Genomic DNA, 16,011 nt, shown 5'->3' with positions numbered 1-16,011 from the left:
CCGCCATTGCCGTCCTCGACGGTGTAGGTGAAGCTGTCGGTGCCGTTGAAATCGGCGTCCGGGGTGTAGGTGTAGCTGCCGTCGGCCGCCATGGTGACCGTGCCGTCGGCGGGCGCGCCGGTGACGGTGTGGGTGAGGGTGTCGCCGTCGACATCGGAGGTGGCGTCGGCCACGGTGCCGGCGGCCTGGCCGTCCTCGTTGATGGCCTCGGTTTCGCCATTGGCGACCGGCGGGTCGTTGACGGGGGTGACGCTGATGGTGACGGTGGCGCTGTCGGAGCCGCCATTGCCGTCCTCGACGGTGTAGGTGAAGCTGTCGGAGCCGTTGAAATCGGCGTCCGGTGTGTAGGTGAACTGGCCGGTATCGAGAAGAGACACAACGCCGTTTTCGGCACCCGTTTCCAATCCGAAAGAGATCGGATCCCCTTCCGGGTCACTGGCCGTGAGGGTGCCGTCAAGGCGCGCATCCTCGGGACTATCAAAACTGGCATCCTCGGGAACCGGGGGATCGTTGCCGTCAAGCTCTGTCGGGTCCGGACCCTGGCCGGCATCGGGCGTTCCGCTTTCCGGTTCCGGGACGCCGGTATCCGTTTCGGTGCCGCCATCGTCATCCCTGTCGTCGTCCAGAACCTCGTCGGCGCCAGTCTCCACATTGTCATCGCCGGTACCGGTGCGGTTGCTGCCGCTGTCCAGTTCGACGAAATTCTGCCCGGCTTCCAGCCGTGCAAGGGCGGTGGCATAGGCAAAGGCGGCATCTGCGAGGATATCGGCATCGTCGTCAAGTTCATCGGCCGTGCGCTCGATCTCGTAGGGCTGCTCGTCGCCTACCGGCACCACCCATTTCGTATCGGTCGTGGTGATGGTGGTGATTTCGTTTCCGTCAAGATCGGTGACGACGATCTCGCCCAGCCCGCCATCGGGATCGGCGTTGAGTGACACCGCGACGGTGGTGACGCCCTGCACGCTCTGGATGTCGACAAGCACGGTGGTTCCGCGGATGCCCATCGTCGCCGACGGGGTCGTCACATCCATGTCGCCGGTCTTGGCGACCTGTCCGGCGATGAATACGAAGCTCCCCTCGACAAGGCTGAAAGCGGCGGAGTTTCCTTCTGAATCAGGGGAGTAGACAAGTTCGTCCAGAACCATCCGCGAGCCCGACGCAAGAGTGAATATGGTGCCATCCACGAATGTGATCGAAACCTTGCCGCCGCTATCGGTTATCAAGACGTCGTTCTGGTAGACCTTGGTGCCGACCTGCAGGTCCACCCTTGTTCCGTCGGATCGTTGCGCGCGGGCCGCGCCCTCGAGGGTTTCGACCTGCCCGATGGGATCGCCTTGCGGCGGGGCGCCGGCCTGCGCGTACTGGGCGGGGGCCAGAGGCCCGGCGAGACGTTCGACGACCGGGCCGCGGAGGGTGGCGCCGTCAGGTGTTGTCAGATCCGCCGGCTGGCTGAGCGAAAAGTAGCCAACCACCCTTATATCGGGGGCGCCTGGGTTCTCGGCCACAAGATCCGGCCCCTCACGCGAAAATTCCGCGGAGAACAGAAGTGCCGGATCCGGCACCGTGACAGCTTCGCCTTCGACGCTCCGGAGGAGAATTTCCGCCTCTTCCCGAGGCCCCTCAATTGAGCCCGAATATTTCATAAATCACCTGTTTCACCGCAAAAATCCTTTTTGAGTATAGATGAGTTCGGGATTCGCACAAGGCCGCAGCCCCCCGAAAACGCGTGGTGGCGCGCGGAGACGGCAGGGTTGGTCATCCTGAAGCGTCTGACGGAAAAGTTTCGTTCCAGATCCGGACCCGCGCGGCGTCTTGTGCTTCATACGACCGAATCGCCGTGTCGAGATCGCGCTCACGCTCACAATCTTCACCAAGGTCGGTCAGGCGCATCGAGTACCAAGCTGTAATACCGCCCGGTGGCGGGGACTCGAAATGCGGAAACGGCGGGTCCGGCTCGCCCGCCTGCCAGTGCCGCGGAAGTGCCGGATCCAAGACAAGCGCGCGAGCGACTCCGACCGCGTCCACGGCGCCTGACGCAATCGCATCGTCGATCTCCGCGAGATGCTTGAAACCGCCGGTCGCTATCACCGGAGCCGAGATCAGGGCACTGGCGTTCCGCGCGAATTCGACGAAGTACGGCCCTCGCGCCGCGCGGTCCGAGCTTGACGGGGCCCCGGGAAAATATGTCCCACCGCTTATATCCAGAAGATCCAGCCCCTTGCCTTCCAGCGCGGAAACGACCCGGAGCGCGTCTTTCTCGACAAGCCCGCCTTCGAGCTGGTCAGTCGCATTGAGCTTGAGCGCCAAGACAAACCCCGGATCGACTACGGCGCGTACAGCCTCGACGGTTTCAATCAGAAGGCGCATGCGCCGCTCGATCGGACCTCCATAGGCATCGGTACGACGGTTGAACAGCGGCGAGAGGAACTGGCTCAGGAGGAAGCCATGCGCGGCATGGATCTGAACACCGCCGAAGCCGAGGGCCTGCGCGTGCCGTGCCGTTTCAGCGAAACGGGTCGGAAGGCCCTTGATGTCATCGAGAGACATCTCGGCGCTCGTGAGCTCTGGAAGGTCGAGCGCGCTTGGCCCCTTGGGGATGCTGATCGGTGGATGAGACAGAGCGCCGGCATGGCCGAGCTGCAGCCAGAGGCCGGTGTCTTGTACCGAACCGCGTTGTGCCAATGCGCGAAAGGCAACACCGTCTGAACCGTCGTTCAAGACGAGGTTTCCCGGCTTCTCCGCGAAGCGTGGGTCCCCCTGGACTTCGCCGATGATCGAGACAGCCACACCGCCCGTTGCCCACCTTTCGTAAAGGCGTATTTGTGCGGAGGTAGGATTTCCCCGGCCATCGCCGAGTGAGTCCGACATTGCAGACTTGATCAACCGGTTCTTCAGGGTCACGCCATTCGGAAGGGTGAGGGGCTCGAATGGCCCGGTCGCGGCGTGCTTGATCATGGTGTGTTCCTTGCTTTCCGGATGCCGCTCGGACGGCATTATGGGCTGTGCATCGAACCGCGCGTCAGGCCGAGCCGCCAAGGTGACGCTGAATGATCGGACCGATCCGCGTGATGATCTCGTCCGCGGTCATGTCGACCACCGGCGGCAGCTTGAGGATGTAGCGGCAGAGCGCAAGCCCGAAGAGCTGGCTGACGATCAGCCCCGCGCGGATGTCCGCGTCATCGGTTCGGGTAAGGCCCGCGATGGTCGGCGCGACCTGCTTCTCGAAGACCGCGCGAATCTTGTCCGCCGCGTCCTGGTTTGAGACGGCCGACCGCAACAGGATCGGTAGGCCGATCGCGCTCCGCTCGCCCTCCCACAGGTTCAGGAAATGCGCGACGAGGGCGGCGCCAGCCCTGTCGTGCGGGATTTTTTCCGGATCCGGCAGCTTCAGGTCGATCACGACGGCCGCCGAGAACAGCCCCTCTTTTGATCCGAAGTAGCGCATGATCATGGCCGGATCGATCGGCACGGCCTGCGCGATCCGGCGCACAGAAGCGCCGTCATACCCCTTCTCGTAGAACTGCCGTTGCGCGGCCTCGAGGATGGCTTGGCGGGTCGTCTCGGACTTCGGGGTTTTCTTGTCCGTGTTGCTCATGAAAAGAAAATGCCAACGACTGTTGACTTTTGCAAGCGATCCCTTCATGTCCCAAGGAAAGTCAACGACCGTTGACTTCCCGGCATTAGGCGGCGGACTCAGGACCGGAAAGGAGCACCTCATGTCACCTGGAACCTTGGGTCGTCAGGACCCGGTATCGGCACGGTCATCGCTTCGCAATGGCAGGGGGGCTTCGTGTGAGCGTCCTGACCCTGACGATGGAGACGGCCTGATCGCCTCACACCCCTTTGCATCAACCGTTGGAAAAGGAGATGTCCCGATGCAGAAACTTCTACGTGCGCCCCTCGCCGGGCTTGTCGCCTTCACGCTCGCCAATGTCGTGAGCAACCTTCTGTTTTTCCAGCTCGGCGCGCCCATCCTGTTCGACCCGGACATCCAGTCCGCCAAGGTCATCGACGTGCTCTTCGAAATGGAGCCACGCCCGCTGATGTTCGAGAACGGGCCGCTCTACATGGCCTACGGCCTCGGTGTCGGCGCGGTCCACGGGCTGGTCTTCATGATGATCGAGCCCGCCCTGGGCCGGACCCGGCTGCAGCGCGGGCTGCGCTTCGCCGTGGTGCTCTGGGCGCTCATGGCGCTCTATTTCGAGTTTCACACGCCCTTCAACATGTTCCGCGAGCCGCTCATGCTCGTGGGGCTGGAGCTTTTCTTCTGGGCCGTCGTGGTTCTTGTGGAGGGTCTTGTGCTGTCGTTCCTCTACGGATGGAGCCGCCATGATACGGCAACCGCCGTGGAATGACGGGCCGGTCATCTTCACCGCCGCGATCGGCGCAGCGCGGCTCAAGGCGCACCACCGTGCGTTGCCCGCCCCGAGATCACCGCCGCGGCTGCTCGCGGCGCCATTCCGGGCCTGATGGGCGATCGCCGTACAGGCGCTGCGAATGAACACGCCCGTGCCCATCATCGTTTCAGATTGAACGTGACAATCTCTAGACGCACGTCTTGGCCCAGGGCTGTCACCTCATGCGCCCAATCGATGGACGGGCGGGGCGCGACGCAGGGTTCCGTGCTGCCCTTTCCGGTGCCGCGGGCCGGCACCGGCGCGCGGCAACCGGGATTTCAGGTTGACCCGACGGCCGGGGCTGTCTTTTGTAAAGGGCAGGGCCGTGCCGATGTGGCGCGCCACGGGACAGGGAAAGGGGAGCCGAGATGCTGCGCGCCATGCTGCGCCGGATCGGACCGGGGCGCCTTGCGGGTATGGTCCTGCTGGCCGTTCTCCTTGTGCTGCGCGTCTCGGATCCGCCGACGGTATCGGGACTGCGCAACGCGGCGTTCGACCTCTACCAGCAGGTCAAGCCGCGCGCGCCCCAGCCGGTTCCGGTGACGATCCTCGATATCGACGATCCCAGCATCGAGGAATTCGGACAGTGGCCGTGGCCGCGCAACCGCGTGGCGGAAATGGTCAACAAGGTCGCGGCGGCGGGTGCGGTTGCGATCGCCTTCGACATCGTCTTTGCCGAGCCGGACCGCCTTTCGCCCGACGAGGTGGCGCGTGACAACCCCGACCTGCCGCCGGAGATCCGCGCGCGGCTCGCGGCCCTGCCGGACAATGACGCACTGCTGGCCGGCGCGATGCGGCAGACGCGGGTCGTACTGGGTCAGACCAGCGTGCGCAGCGCGCGGTCGAACCGTGCCGAGAAGGCCGAGATGCGCAAGGTGCCGCACGCGATCATGGGCGCCGATCCGCGGCCGTTCCTGCCACGGTTTCCCGACGTGGTGCGCAATCTCGACATCCTGGAGGAGGCGGCGGCAGGGCGCGGCGTGTTCAGCGTGCGGCCCGACCCCGACGGGATCTACCGGCGGGTGCCGATGGCCATGCTGGTGCAGGACACCCTGCGGCTGGGCCTTTCGCCAGAGCTGTTGCGGGTGGCGACGGGCGGCAACGCCTTCGCGCTGCGCAGCAACGAGGCCGGGATCGACGGGGTGGTGCTGGGCGGCAAGATGATCCGGACCGCGCCGGACGGCAGCGTATGGCCCTATCTGACGCCCAGCCTGCCGGCGCGCTATGTCTCGGCCGGCGACGTATTGGCCGATCGGGTGGCGCCGGGGCGGCTGGCCGGGCAATTGATGCTCGTCGGCACCTCGGCGATCGGGCTGGAGGATTTCCGGCCCACACCGCTGGGACTGCCGATGGCCGGAGTGGAGATCCACGCGCAGCTTCTCGAGAACATCCTGACCGACACGTTGCTGAACCGGCCCAACTACGCGGTGGCGGTGGAACTGGTGACGGTGCTTGTCCTGTCGGTTCTGGTGATCGTGCTTGTGCCGGTGATCGGAGCGCGCCTGATCATTGCGCTGGCGGTGGCGCTGCTAGCGGGGTATTCGGGGGTGTCCTACTACCTGTTCCACGAGATGCGGATCCTGCTGGACCCGACATGGCCGGTGCTGGGCACCTTGCTGACCCTCATGCTGATGTCGAGCGCCAACTACCTGCGCGAGGAGCGCCAGAAACAGCAGATACGCGGCGCCTTCGGGCAGTATGTCTCGCCCGATCTGGTAGCCAGGCTGCAGGAAAGCCCCGAGGCCCTGACCCTTGGCGGCGAGCGGCGCGAACTGACGGTGCTGTTTTCCGACGTGCGCGGTTTCACGACCCTCGCCGAAGGGTTCCGGGACGATCCGCCCGGGCTGACGGCGCTGATGAACAGTTTTCTCACGGTGCTGTCCCGGGCCATCCTGCGCGAGGGCGGCACCATCGACAAATTCATGGGGGACGCGGTGATGGCGTTCTGGAACGCGCCGCTCGACGCGCCGGACCATGCCGCCGCCGGCTGTCGGGCGGCACTGGCGATGCGCGCGGACGTCGCGGCGCTCAATGCCCGGCGTGCGCGTGACGCGGCGGAGGCGGGCGCCGAGGCGCTGCCCATCGACGTGGGCATCGGCCTCAACACCGGCGATTGCGTGGTCGGCAACATGGGCAGCGACACGCGCTTCGACTATACCGCGCTTGGCGATGCAGTGAACCTCGCCTCCCGGCTGGAGGGGCAGTCCAAACCCTATGGGCTGGGGATCATCCTCGGCTCCGCGACGGCGCTGGCCGTCGAGGGCAGGTTCGCGATGATCGAACTGGATCTGCTGCGCGTGAAGGGCAAGACAGAGCCTGAACGTGTCTTCGGCCTGATGGGCGACGAGGAGATGCGCCGGCGGCCCGAATTCGCGAAGCTCGAGGCGGCCAACACCGCCATGCGCGCGGCCTATGCGGCGCAGGACTGGGACGCGGCGGAGGCCGCGCTGGATCGTTTCGAGGTGACGGGCCGGCCGCTCGGCCTGGATCTTTCGGGCTATGTGGCGCTCTACCGGCAGCGCATCGGCGGTCTGCGGGCGGCGCCGCCGGGCGCGGGCTGGGACGGGGTTCACGTGGCCACCGACAAGTGAGCGCTTCAAAGCAGAGGGCCCCGGCCGCAAGCCGCGCCGGATTTTTCCGGGGGTCGCCCACGGCCCTGGCGCATCGCGCCGGAACGCTCGGGGGGCTTCGGCGGGGGCATTCCTTCATCTGGCCGGAAATACCTCGGGGGTCCGGGGGCAGCGTCCCCGGGGCCTGCGTGGCCCGAACGCGAACCGGGTGCGTGTGGCCCTGCCACGCCGGTGGGGAACGGAACAGGGTCAGCGTTCGCGCAGCGCCTCGGCCTTGGCACGCATCAGCGGGCGCGACAGGTAGTCAAGCACCGTCTTGCGCCCGGTCAGGATATCGACCTGCGCCACCATGCCGGGGCTGATCGGCAGGGTGGCGCCATCATCCGCCTCGAGTGCGCTTCGCTGGGTGCGGACCATGACGCGAAAGAACTCGGTTCCCTCGCTGTCCTCGACCGTGTCGGCGCCGATGCGCTGCACGATGCCGTCAAGCGCGCCATAGACCAGGTAATCATAGGCGGTGATCTTGACCGACGCGGAATCCCCGGGGCGGATGAAGGCCACGTCCCGCGGGCGGATTCGGGCCTCGATCAGCAGGCGGTCATCGCGCGGGACGATCTCGATCAGGGGCGCGCCGGGCTGCACGACCGCGCCGATGGTGGTGACATGGACGGTGTTGACGGTGCCGTTGACCGGGGCGCGCAGACTGGTGCGCGAGACCTTTTCGGTGGCGGCGCGCAGGGCTTCGCGCAGCACCGCGAGGTCGCCATTGATCCTGGCAAGCCGTTCGCGCGCCGTCAGCACGTAGCCGGTGCGCGCCGAGCGGATCTGGCTTTCGGCCTCGCGGATCGCGGCGCGGATGCGGGGCAGGCGGGCGCGGGACACCTCGAGGTCGCCCTTCAGTTCGGCCATGCGGCTCTGCAGGCGCAGAAGCTCGATCCGGGGCACCGCGCCACTGTCCACGAGATCGCCGGTCAGGTCGATTTCCTCGGCCAGGGGGGCGATCTGCGTTTCCAGCTTGACGATGCCAGCCTGCAATTCACGCAGGTCCGAGCGGCGCTGCGCGAGCTTGTCGCGCAGCACCGAAAGTTCGCTTTCCAGCTGCGCGCGGCGCGACAGGAACACCTCCCGTTCGGCGGCCACGGCGCCGGGGGCGCGTTCGGCCAGGCCCTCGGGGAAGGTCAGGGTTTCGGCGCCCTTCGCCTCGGCGCCGGTGCGCGCGGCCTCGGCCAGAAGCGCCGCCTCGCGTTCGCGCAGCTCGCCGCGTTCGGCCCCGGCGGAGGTGTCGTCGATGCGCATCAGGACGTCCCCTTCCTGCACCGGATCGCCCTCGCGGATATTGATCCGGGACACGATCCCGCCTTCGAGGCTCTGGACAACCTGAAGCTGGCGGGTGGGCACCACGCGCCCGGTGCCGCGTGTGACCTCCTCGATCTCGTAGAGAGCCGCCCAGGCAAGGAAGGCGGCTATGCCACCGGTGATCATCACGAGCATAAGCCACGGCCCCCGTCCGCGGCCGCGCGGGCGCCCGGCGGTGGCGTCGTTCACGAAATCCTCTTCTGTCCGGGGGCCGAACATCGGGTCACTCCGCCGCGCGACGGGCAGCGGCCTGCCTGAGGTCCGCGGTCACCCTGTCACGCGGCCCGTCCAGAAGTTTGCGGCCGCGATCCATCACCAGCCAGCGGCTTGCCAGATCGGCCAGCGCCGGGCGGTGGGTGCACAGAACCAGCCCTGTGCCCGCCGCGTTCAGCTCGCGCAGCCGTGCCACCACCTCGGCCTCCATGTCGCGGTCCATGGCGTTTGTGGGCTCGTCGAGAAACAGGAGTTTGGGCCGCCGCAGCAGCAGCCGTGCCAGCGCAAGCCCCTGGCGCTGCCCGCCGGAAAGCTGCGCCCCCTTTTCGCCGATGAAGCGGTCCGGCCCCTCGGGGTCATCCCTGACGAAACGGTCCATCGCGGCGAGGTGCAGGGCCTCTTCGATCTCGGACTCGGTGGCGTGTGGTCGGCCGATCACGAGGTTCTCGCGCAGGGTTCCGGTAAACAACTCGGGCTCCTGCGGCATGTAGCCCACGCCGGCGCGCAGCTCGGCGGGATCGTACTGCGCGGCCCCGCGCCCGTCGATCAGAAGCGTGCCGCTGTCGGGAGACAGCAGCCCGCAGAGCAGCTTGCCCAGCGTGCTCTTGCCCGATCCGACGCGGCCCAGCAAGGCGATGCAGTCCCCCGGCGCGATCTCCAGCGTGACCGATTGCAACGCATCCGTACCGGCGCCGGGGTAGCGGTATGTGACCTCCGAGAGCGTGGCGGCGCCACGGGTCACGCGGGCACTGCTGTGGACGGCGGGGCCGCGTTCGGGCGCGACCTTCATGAATTGCGACAGCGCGCTCATGGCACGAAGAGCATAATGGGCGCGGAATATCGTCTGGGCTATGGTTCCCAGAGGCGCAAGCGCACGCCCGGCGAGGATATTGGCGGCGATGAGCGCGCCGATGGTGATCCGGCCCTCGGCCACCAGGTAAACGCCCCAGACGATGATTGCCACGCTCACCCCTTGCTGGATCATCTGGGTGCCGGAGGCGGCGAAGCTGGACCAAAAGCGGCTGCGCCCGCTGATCCGGGCCGTTGCGGCGCTGGCGCGGTCCCATTCGCGCTGCATCACAGGTTCTGCGTTGAGTGTCTTGATGGTCTCGAGGCCCATCAGAGATTCCACCAGCACCGATTGCCGGCGCCCGGCCAGCGCCTGTGCGGCGCCCGCGGCGCGGCCCATGGGCAGCTGTGCAACGACGGCAAGGACCAGAACGATCGGCACCGCCACCAGAGGCACAATCGCCAATGGCCCCACGATCATCCACAGCACGAAGATGAAGAGGCCGATGAACAGAAGGTCAATCAGCGACACGAAGCTGGCGGAGCCGAAGAATTCGCGCACCGCCTCGAAATCGCGGATATGGCTGGCCAGCCCCGCCGCACCGCCGGGCCGGTCGGCCACCCGGAGGCTGAGCGCGTGGGAAAAGAGAGTGGCGGCTATGCCGGTATCCAGCCGCCGCCCCACGGTCTCCAGCACCCCGGTCCTGAGGCTGCGCAGCGCGAGATCCAGCCCGATGGCCAGCGCCACCCCGAGGGCCAGTGTCCAAAGGGTGACATAGGCGAGGTTGGGGATCACCTTGTCATAGACATTCATCACGAAGATCGGCAACGCGAGGCCCAGCATGTTGATAAGAAGCGCGGCGACAATGACCTGAATCCAGCCGGCGCGATTGTCACGCATCGGCCCCCAGAACCAGTGCCGCGGCCGATCCTGCGCCGAGGCTTCGAGCCGCCGGTCCACGAGGTCGTCACGCACCGAGGCAAGCATGACCTCGCGGCGGACGCGGCGTGCAAGCTTGCGCAGGGGGACCTCGCGTTCGGGGGCGTCGCTTGCGGGGTCAAGGACTCGTGCGTTGCGCCGATCGGGCGAGAAGCCCACGAGGATGAGCGTGCCGCCGTCACGCCGGAACAGCACGCAAGGCAGGACCGCCGGATCTATCTGGCGAAGCCTGCGCAGCACGAGGCGGGATTTCAGCCCCACCGTGGCGAGGGCCCGCGCCAGTGTCTCGGGGTCGCGCCCGTCGAATTCCGCCGGCAGGCGGGCACGCACGGCCTCGTCGCTCCAGGGACGTCCGTGATGGCGGGCAAGCCATCCAGCGGTTTCGAGTCCCGGTGCGGTTTCGCGGTCAGGATCGGCGCAGCCTTCCCCGGCGTCCTGCTCGGACGCCTTCACGGGGACCGACCGGGCCGGGGGTGTCATTCAAGCTTCCTGATCTCTGTCTTGAAGATTGCCGCCGGGCGTTGCGCCTGTTGTGCACGGGCGGTGAAATCGGGCTCGAGCGGGACGTCGGCCGGCTCGATTTCGAATTTTGCGGCAAGGCGGCTCTGTGCGGCCAGCATCCGGTACTGGCTGAAGGCGAGGCTTGCCTCGGCGCTGACGTCCTCGAAACGGACATTGAAGAAGGTCCGTTCCGCATCCAGAACGTCAAGCAGGCTGCGGGTGCCGGCGCGGAACTGGTCCTGGTACTGGTCGGATGTCTTGCGCGCCGCCGAAACGCGCCGATCCAGAAGCACTGTCCTTTCGATATTGGTGTTGTAGGCGTTCCAGGTGCGTTCGGCCATCTCGCGGACCTCGCGCACTATTTTCTGGCGCTCGGCCTCGGCCTCCAACGTGCGCTGCTGCAGGGCGCGGCGGCGCGCGTCACGCCCGCCTGCATAGAGTTCCCAGTCCAGGCGCACGCCCACGAAGGCATCCGATTCCGATCCCGATGTGCCGGTCACGTCGCGGCCCGCGCGCACCCCGGCCTGAAGCTTGATCTGCGGCTTTTCGTCGGCGGTGGTGATCCCGCTCTGAAACCGGGTCTGGGCGATCTTCTGGCCGGATTCCTTCAACCGGAAACTGTTTCGCAGGCTGCGAACGACCATTTCGCGCTTGGTCATGGGCAGGCTCCTGACTGCGGGCACATGCATTCCGCGACCGGGATCGCGGCCGATCACGGCGCGGTACCTGGCATGCGAGTCCGCCATCGCGCGTTCCACGTCAAGTCGCCCCAAACGTGCCGCAAGAAGCCGTTCCTGCACCTCGAACCGGGCACTGACCGGCAGTTTGCCGCCATCGACCAGATCATTGACCTGGCGGGCGATTTCCCGGTGACGGGCTATGTTGCGGCTGGCGACGCCCAGAAGGCGGCCATGCCGGACAACATCGATGTAGGCTTCGACGGCATTGAGCGCCATCGTTTCGGACGCGTCGAGCAGGCCGAAAATCGCCCCGTCCAGCCGTGCCGCATTGCGGTAGACACGATTGGCGCGGCGGTACCCGTCGAACAACGTGAGTTCCGCGGTAAGGCCGATTTCGCGGTTTACCTTGGTATCGCGGTTGTCGGCCGGTCCGAGGCGGTCCGGGTCGTCGTACCTTTCGACGCCGACCTCGCCATGCAGAAGCAGCCTTGGCTGATAGTCCCGGCGCAGCTGCAGCAGCTCGAGCGCGGATGCCTTCACATCGGCGTTCGCGGCGCGTCCGGTCGGGTTGGTCGTGACCGCGGCGCGAACCGCGTCGCGCAGGTTTTCCGCGGCGACCGGACCGGCCGGCCCGAGACACAGCGCCAAGGCGGAGGCGAAGGCGAAATTGAAAACCCGTGTCGCCGACCAAAGCTGGCGACCCAATCCGTTCGAAGTCATAAAATCATCCCCAAGGCAACCATGTTGACGCTGCGGCGGCCCGAATCAAAAGTCAACCAAAACATAATCTTGCTCTGAAAAGGTGGGGCGTTCGGGGCGAGATTGTCACAACAGGGCCAGCGCCACCCAGAGGATTGCCACATAAGTGAGCTGATGCGCGAACTGATCGAGCCCCGTCAGCGTCCAGAAGCCCTTGTCCTGAGGGGTCCAGCCCGATTGTCTCAGCAGCCGGTCCTTGGTCCAGTCGATGTGATAATGCAGGATCGATTCGACCACCGCGATACCGAGTGCCACGGCAGCGATCATCGGCGTCCAGATCAGTACCGGAAACGTCAGCAGTCCGTGCAGCCCGGCATGGGCGATCCCGCCCGGATGCCCGTAGGTGCCCTTGTTTTGCACCATCCATCCGCTCTGCCAGACGAAATCCGCAAGCATGTGCTTTATCTGGAAGAGCAAGAGAAGGATCAGGAGGGTGGTGACTGTCATGTCTGGTCTCCCAGAGGCGTGTTGGTCCGGTCGAATCGTTCGGCCGTTGTCACGGCGACGATTCGGTGCAGGTAAGCGGCGCGTTCCGGATCCTGTCCATGTTGTCGCGCATGCATGCCGTGCTGGCGCCGTACACCACCGCTTCGGTTACCGCAATCACGTCAGCGCCGGGCGGCGGGCCGGCATGGTTTGCGACCTCGCCCACGGGTGCGCCGGAGCGCGGGATGCGCAGCCCTCTTACCGGACTGATGGCCAGGCCGCCGCGTCCGAACCCGATGCCGACCGCCCCGGTCAGCCCGGCCGGGACAATGCCGGCAAGCGCGGCATGGACGGGGTCCGAACTGCGCTGTCCGATCGTCATTCGCCCGCTTGCGGCTGGGTCATCTTGGTATTCGCCTCGATCAGTTTGCTCTTGACCGCGGCATTAAGGTGCTGATCGAGGAAGGCGCGGAATTCCGCGTCGGAGCGGCTCATGCGGCGCAGGTTGTCGCCGGACACGGAAAAGACGCGCGACGGCGTCTCGATCCGTACGGTGGCGGATGCGGGGCCGCTTTCCATCACGTTCATCTCGCCGATGAACCCCTCGCGGATCTCGGCGACGATGCTGTCGTTGAAATAGACGCCCGCCTTGCCCTCACTAAGAAAGTGCAGCTGCGAGACCGGTTCGCCCTCATTGGTCAACTCAAACCCGGGCTGCACCTCGCGCCATACGCCAGCGTTGAGAAACCGGCGCGACATCGGTTTCGGCATGTCCTGCAGACCCCGCCTGACAAGCCGTGCCTCTTCGTCGGTGAACCGCAGCCGATGATTGATCAGGAAGACACGCGTGATCCCCACGATGCTGATCACCACCCAACAGGACTGAACGATCGCGGAGGCCAGGTTGAATTCCGCATACAGGCTGATCAGAAAGAAAATCGCCGCGACCATGTTGAGCGTCGCATAACGGTAGCCGGTGCCGCGTATGAGGCCGAGCTGCAGAGCGATATACGCCCCAAGGTAGATGGCAACACCGGCATAACCGGCCCAGTCATAGACGCTCGTGTCCAAGAACTGCGTCACTCGCGCCCTCCGAGACGTTGCTTTCCCGCACACGGGCGCACAACCTGTTCGAGTTTAAATGCCATAAGGCCTCATTTCTGGCAAGACGGGTTCGCAGGGTCGAGGATGCCGTGCCTCGGCGGGCCGCTCAACCGCTCTGCGAAAGCGCGTCCGCCAGAAGGGCCAGCGCGTGATCGCGCGAAAGCGCGCGGACCCTGTCGCGGCCAAGGGCGCCGAATTCCTCGGTCGAGGCCGTCGTGGCCTTGCCGGTCATGGCCAGCCCGAAACAGACCCGGCCCTCGGGCTTGTTCGCGGATCCGCCGGGGCCGGCGACCCCGGTGATCGACACCGCGAGCTGCGCTTCCGAATGCTCCAGCGCACCCGCGGCCATCTCCCGCGCGACCGCCTCGGAGACGGCGCCCTGCGCGGCCAGAGTGTCGGGCGATACGCCCAGCATCTCGGTCTTGGCGCGGTTGGAATAGGTCACGAAGCCGCGCTCGACCACCGCCGAGGATCCGGCCACGTCGGTCAGGGCGGCCGCCACCATGCCGCCTGTGCAGCTTTCGGCGGTGGCGATCATAACGCCGCGGCCGCGGGCAAGATCGAGGATCTCCGCCACGGTCATCGGCCCATCACCCCGTGCGACAACGCGGCAAGCGCCGCCACCCCAAGCGCGGCGAAGATACCGGCGATCACATCGTCCAGCATCACCCCGCGGACGCCGCCCATCCGGTCGGCACGTCCCACCGGCCCGGGCTTGAGAATGTCGAAGAGCCGGAACAGGACAAAGGCCGCGATCCAACCCGGCCAGAGCGCCAGGACATTGGCACCAGCAAACCATGCTCCGGCCGAGACCGGCGACAGCGCGATCCACTGGCCCAGCACTTCGTCGATGACGATCTCGGGGGGATCCTTGTCGTCGCGTTTGGCGATTTCCTGTTCGGTGGCCCATGTGCCGAGCACCGCCACCAGCGCGGTTGCCGCGACCATCAGGGGGAATCCGCCGAGGACATGCAGGGCCCAGGCCACGGGAAGCGCCGCCAACGCGCCCCATGTCCCCGGTGCGGGACGCAGAAGGCCGACGCCGCAGAAGGTGGTGATGAGTCGGGTCAGGTTCATGATGTCACCAGTGTCACCACGGCCTGTGCCGCGATGCCTTCGGCGCGGCCGGCAAAACCCAGCCCTTCGGTGGTGGTGGCCTTGACCGAGACACGCCCCGCGTCGACCCCGGCGATCCGCGCCAGTGCGGCGCGCATCTCCCCCGCATGGGGCCCGACCCTGGGCCGTTCACAGATAAGCGTGACATCCATGTTGGCGATCACAAAGCCGGCGTTCTGTACCAGCCCGGCGGCATGGCTCAGGAAAACGTCGCTGGCGGCGCCCTTCCATTGAGGATCCGACGGCGGGAAATGGTGGCCGATATCGCCCATGCCGAGCGCGCCGTAAATCGCATCGCTGAGCGCGTGCATGCCCACATCGGCATCCGAATGGCCCTGCAGGGCGCGGTCATGGGGGATGTCGACCCCGCAGAGCGTGATCCGGTCGCCCGGCCCGAAGCGGTGAACATCGAACCCTGTGCCCGTGCGTATATCCATGCGTCCCCGGATGATTTTCTCGGCTCGGGCGAAATCCGCCGCCGTGGTGATCTTAAGGTTGTTCTCATCGCCCGGCAGGATCTCCACCTGCAGGCCGGCAGCGCGGGCCACGGCGACGTCATCGGCGGCTTGCCCGTCATGGGCGCGGTGAGCGGCGAGGATCGCCGCGAAGTCGAAGACCTGAGGCGTTTGCGCGCGGTACAGCCCGGTCCGATCCCGCGTGCCTGTCACGCGGCCATCCTCACCCTGCCAGAGCGCATCGGTGACGGGCAGGGCCGGCGCCGCTGCTCGGGCGCCGCGCCGCACGGTTGCGCCAAGAATGCCGGTTATCATGGCGGGTGTCACGCAGGCGCGCGCCACGTCGTGGATCAGCACCCTGTCAACATCCGAATCGGCAAGCGCCTCAAGCCCGTTGCGCACCGATTGCGCCCTTGTCGCACCACCGGCAACGGTGGTTACGCGGCCGGACCCGGTGTAAAGTTCCATATCTTCCGGGTGCAGGACCAGCACGACGCGGGCGATATGCTCCAGCGCCGTGAAGGCGGCGACGGTGCGGTCGGTCATGCGTTGGCCGGCCACGGGCTGCCATTGCTTTGGCCGGGCGCCGCCGGCGCGGGTCCCGCGGCCTGCGGCGACAATGATCGCTGCGTCTGTCATGGACCCTGATTACGCCGGCTCCGGGATGAGTGCAATGGCGGCAAGATTGCACAATTCTTAATCATA

General features: G+C 66.4%; 15 protein-coding genes. 3 read left to right on the top strand and 12 right to left on the bottom strand.

Annotated features, from left to right (window positions below):
- The 3 genes from DQW77_RS12560 to DQW77_RS12550 form a co-directional block, all read right to left on the bottom strand.
- Window positions 1–1,643, bottom strand: a 1,643-nt coding sequence (locus DQW77_RS12560; RefSeq protein ID WP_113258573.1) for an Ig-like domain-containing protein, incomplete at its 3' end; no start/stop codon positions are given.
- 112 nt (window positions 1,644–1,755) lie between these two features.
- Complete coding sequence (locus tag DQW77_RS12555) at window positions 1,756–2,955, bottom strand: oxidoreductase (RefSeq protein ID WP_113258583.1); 1,200 nt, start codon at window positions 2,953–2,955, stop codon at window positions 1,756–1,758.
- A 64-nt stretch (window positions 2,956–3,019) separates the two neighbouring features.
- Window positions 3,020–3,595, bottom strand: coding sequence for a TetR family transcriptional regulator (locus DQW77_RS12550; protein ID WP_113258582.1), 576 nt, complete (start codon window positions 3,593–3,595; stop codon window positions 3,020–3,022).
- Between the two features lie 280 nt (window positions 3,596–3,875).
- Between DQW77_RS12550 and DQW77_RS12545 the strand changes: the two genes are divergently transcribed.
- From DQW77_RS12545 to DQW77_RS12540, 3 genes are all read left to right on the top strand, one after another.
- Entirely contained in the window at window positions 3,876–4,355 is a 480-nt protein-coding gene (locus DQW77_RS12545) for a hypothetical protein (RefSeq protein WP_113258572.1), read from the top strand.
- On the top strand, window positions 4,330–4,470 hold the full coding sequence (locus DQW77_RS18240) for a hypothetical protein (protein ID WP_181711261.1): 141 nt from the start codon (window positions 4,330–4,332) through the stop codon (window positions 4,468–4,470). The genes DQW77_RS12545 and DQW77_RS18240 overlap by 26 nt, the downstream gene beginning before the upstream one ends.
- Window positions 4,471–4,765: 295 nt before the next feature.
- On the top strand, window positions 4,766–6,988 hold the full coding sequence (locus tag DQW77_RS12540; RefSeq protein WP_113258571.1) for a CHASE2 domain-containing protein: 2,223 nt from the start codon (window positions 4,766–4,768) through the stop codon (window positions 6,986–6,988).
- Between the two features lie 228 nt (window positions 6,989–7,216).
- Here DQW77_RS12540 and DQW77_RS12535 read toward each other — a convergent pair whose 3' ends face one another.
- The 9 genes from DQW77_RS12535 to DQW77_RS12495 form a co-directional block, all read right to left on the bottom strand.
- Window positions 7,217–8,542: an HlyD family type I secretion periplasmic adaptor subunit gene (locus tag DQW77_RS12535; protein ID WP_113258570.1), complete on the bottom strand. Its 1,326-nt coding sequence runs from the start codon at window positions 8,540–8,542 to the stop codon at window positions 7,217–7,219.
- Window positions 8,543–8,546: 4 nt separating this feature from the next.
- A complete protein-coding gene (locus DQW77_RS12530) occupies window positions 8,547–10,745 on the bottom strand; it encodes a type I secretion system permease/ATPase (RefSeq protein WP_113258569.1) in 2,199 nt (732 codons plus the stop codon).
- The gene (locus tag DQW77_RS12525; RefSeq protein WP_113258568.1) at window positions 10,742–12,166 is read right to left on the bottom strand and encodes a TolC family protein; all 1,425 of its coding nucleotides are present in this window, start codon (window positions 12,164–12,166) and stop codon (window positions 10,742–10,744) included. The genes DQW77_RS12530 and DQW77_RS12525 overlap by 4 nt, the downstream gene beginning before the upstream one ends.
- Window positions 12,167–12,271: 105 nt before the next feature.
- Window positions 12,272–12,652, bottom strand: coding sequence for a DUF3307 domain-containing protein (locus tag DQW77_RS12520; RefSeq protein ID WP_113258567.1), 381 nt, complete (start codon window positions 12,650–12,652; stop codon window positions 12,272–12,274).
- A 49-nt stretch (window positions 12,653–12,701) separates the two neighbouring features.
- Window positions 12,702–13,013 (bottom strand): hypothetical protein, encoded by a 312-nt coding sequence (locus tag DQW77_RS12515; RefSeq protein ID WP_113258566.1) that lies wholly within the window; start codon window positions 13,011–13,013, stop codon window positions 12,702–12,704.
- Window positions 13,010–13,714 (bottom strand): Crp/Fnr family transcriptional regulator, encoded by a 705-nt coding sequence (locus DQW77_RS12510; protein WP_113258565.1) that lies wholly within the window; start codon window positions 13,712–13,714, stop codon window positions 13,010–13,012. The genes DQW77_RS12515 and DQW77_RS12510 overlap by 4 nt, the downstream gene beginning before the upstream one ends.
- Before the next feature lie 127 nt (window positions 13,715–13,841).
- On the bottom strand, window positions 13,842–14,318 hold the full coding sequence (locus tag DQW77_RS12505) for a CinA family protein (RefSeq protein ID WP_113258564.1): 477 nt from the start codon (window positions 14,316–14,318) through the stop codon (window positions 13,842–13,844).
- A complete protein-coding gene (locus tag DQW77_RS12500; protein ID WP_113258563.1) occupies window positions 14,315–14,812 on the bottom strand; it encodes a phosphatidylglycerophosphatase A in 498 nt (165 codons plus the stop codon). The genes DQW77_RS12505 and DQW77_RS12500 overlap by 4 nt, the downstream gene beginning before the upstream one ends.
- Window positions 14,809–15,945, bottom strand: a complete 1,137-nt coding sequence (locus DQW77_RS12495) for a bifunctional 2-C-methyl-D-erythritol 4-phosphate cytidylyltransferase/2-C-methyl-D-erythritol 2,4-cyclodiphosphate synthase (RefSeq protein WP_113258562.1) — start codon at window positions 15,943–15,945, stop codon at window positions 14,809–14,811. Before DQW77_RS12495 ends, DQW77_RS12500 begins: the two co-directional genes overlap by 4 nt.
- Window positions 15,946–16,011 lie beyond the last annotated feature (66 nt).

This window comes from Roseovarius sp. TE539 (genome assembly GCF_003298505.1).
GTDB lineage: Bacteria > Pseudomonadota > Alphaproteobacteria > Rhodobacterales > Rhodobacteraceae > Roseovarius.
The sequence above is the reverse complement of the archived record's forward strand: the minus strand, read 5'-3'. Positions and strand labels throughout refer to the sequence as shown.